Raw genomic sequence first — 1593 nt, 5'->3', positions numbered from 1 at the left:
TCGCCCGCACGTCGGTCCGGAACGTGCGCTCCAGGTCTTCGGCGAGCCGGGCCAGGGGCCGGTGCAGTTGGTCCGCGCCATCGAGGGCGAGGGAGGCGCCGTCGGCCAGCAGCGGGTGCAGGCCGGCGGGCTGGAGGCGGTGCCACACGGTGTGGCGGCGGGTGGCCACCGGCGTGGCGTAGTCCGACAACGGCAGCGTCTGCCCGTCGCGGGCCAGCCGCAGCCGGGGCGGCTCCAGCCGGTGCTGGGTCAGGATGCGGTCCAGGTCGTCCCAGGTCATCAGCCCGGCGACCTCGACAGCTTCGGGGAGGTGGCGGTAGTCGCGGTGCAGCGCCTGGGCGAGGAAGTTTTCGCCCAGGCGCTCCGCGATCGACAGGTTCGTCATCGCGTCTTCGGCTTCGGACTAGTCGTTGCCGTCGCCCTTGCCGGTGCCGCCGCCGTCACCCATCAGGGTGTTGCGGCCGCGAGCGGTGGTGATCAGGCGCCGGGACCGCAGCAGGCCACCGGCCGGGGGCGGGGTGGGAGTCGACATCACTGTCCTCCTCTGTGAGGGGTGGGCCGCGCCGGGGAGACCTGGCACGGCCCGGGAATGGACCGGACATCAGTCAGTGAAGCGAGCGGGGCGGCGGGCGATAACCCCATCAAGGGGGCCCCACGGTGGGTACCGTCATGGGTGACGAGTCGTCACCGCAAGGCAGCCGGGGGGACACTGTGGACTTACCGCCGTCACCGGCGCAGCTGCCCCGCCGGCTGCTGTCCGACCCGGCGTTCCTGCGGGCCCTGAAGGTCCGGGACTTCTCCGTCGTCTTCTCCATGGCCAACGGGGCGCGGGTCAGTTTCAACCGGATCGCCGAAGCCTGCGGGATGAAAGCCGAGCGGGTCAGCAAAGTGGCCCGAGGTGATGCTGCGGTGACCGGGTTCGAGACGGTGGAGCGGATCGCGGATGGTCTTCGGATTCCTGGTGTGCTGCTGGGGCTTGCTGAGCGACCCTGGGAAGACACCGCCATCGCCCCCAGCCCGGAGCCCTCTGATGGAGATGACCCGATGAAGCGCCGCGAGCTGCTGCGCGGCGCTCTGGCCGCCGGCCTGACCGGTTCGGCGCTCGCCGCCCTGACCGACACCCGCACCTCCTTCGACCAGACCCTCGCCGCCGCCCCGGCCGACCTGTCCGACCTGGAAGCCGCCGCGGAGAGCTACGGCTACGGCTACCACGGCCAGGCCCCCGCCCGGGTCCTGGCCGACCTGGTCACCGACTTCGCCGACATCCGCCCGCTGCTGGACCTCCCGCAGCCCGTCGCCACCCGGCTGAGGCTGTGCCGCACCGCCGGGCAGATGGCAGGCATGACCGCGATCGTCCTCCACGACCTCGGCAGCCGACGCGAGGCCCGCGCCTGGTTCGCCACCGCCGCCCACGCCGCCGGCGAATCCGGCGACCGCCAGCTGCACGCCTGGGTGATGGCCCGCGAAGCGATGGTCGGCCTGAACTACGGCTCCCCCAAAGCCGCAGCCGTCCTCGCCGAACAGGCCCGCCGCACCGCCGGCACCGCCCCGACCGCCGCCGCGACTCTGGCCGCCGCCGTCGCCGCCCGCGCC

Annotated in this window: 2 protein-coding genes and 1 pseudogene; 1 reads left to right on the top strand and 2 read right to left on the bottom strand. The window is 73.2% G+C overall.

Annotation, left to right across the window (positions count from 1 at the left end):
* Both FCI23_RS55600 and FCI23_RS62930 read right to left on the bottom strand, forming a co-directional pair.
* Positions 1-385: pseudogene (locus FCI23_RS55600) on the bottom strand (cupin domain-containing protein); the annotation flags it as partial.
* An 18-nt stretch (positions 386-403) separates the two neighbouring features.
* On the bottom strand, positions 404-532 hold the full coding sequence (locus FCI23_RS62930) for a hypothetical protein (RefSeq protein ID WP_265737873.1): 129 nt from the start codon (positions 530-532) through the stop codon (positions 404-406).
* Between the two features lie 125 nt (positions 533-657).
* Between FCI23_RS62930 and FCI23_RS55595 the strand changes: the two genes are divergently transcribed.
* Positions 658-1593: hypothetical protein (locus FCI23_RS55595; RefSeq protein ID WP_211265914.1), on the top strand; the 936-nt coding region annotated here is incomplete at its 3' end.

This window comes from Actinacidiphila oryziradicis, from assembly GCF_005047355.1.
GTDB classification, from domain to species: domain Bacteria; phylum Actinomycetota; class Actinomycetes; order Streptomycetales; family Streptomycetaceae; genus Actinacidiphila; species Actinacidiphila oryziradicis.
Note: the sequence above shows the minus strand (reverse complement) of the source record. Positions and strands in the feature narration are given on the sequence as shown.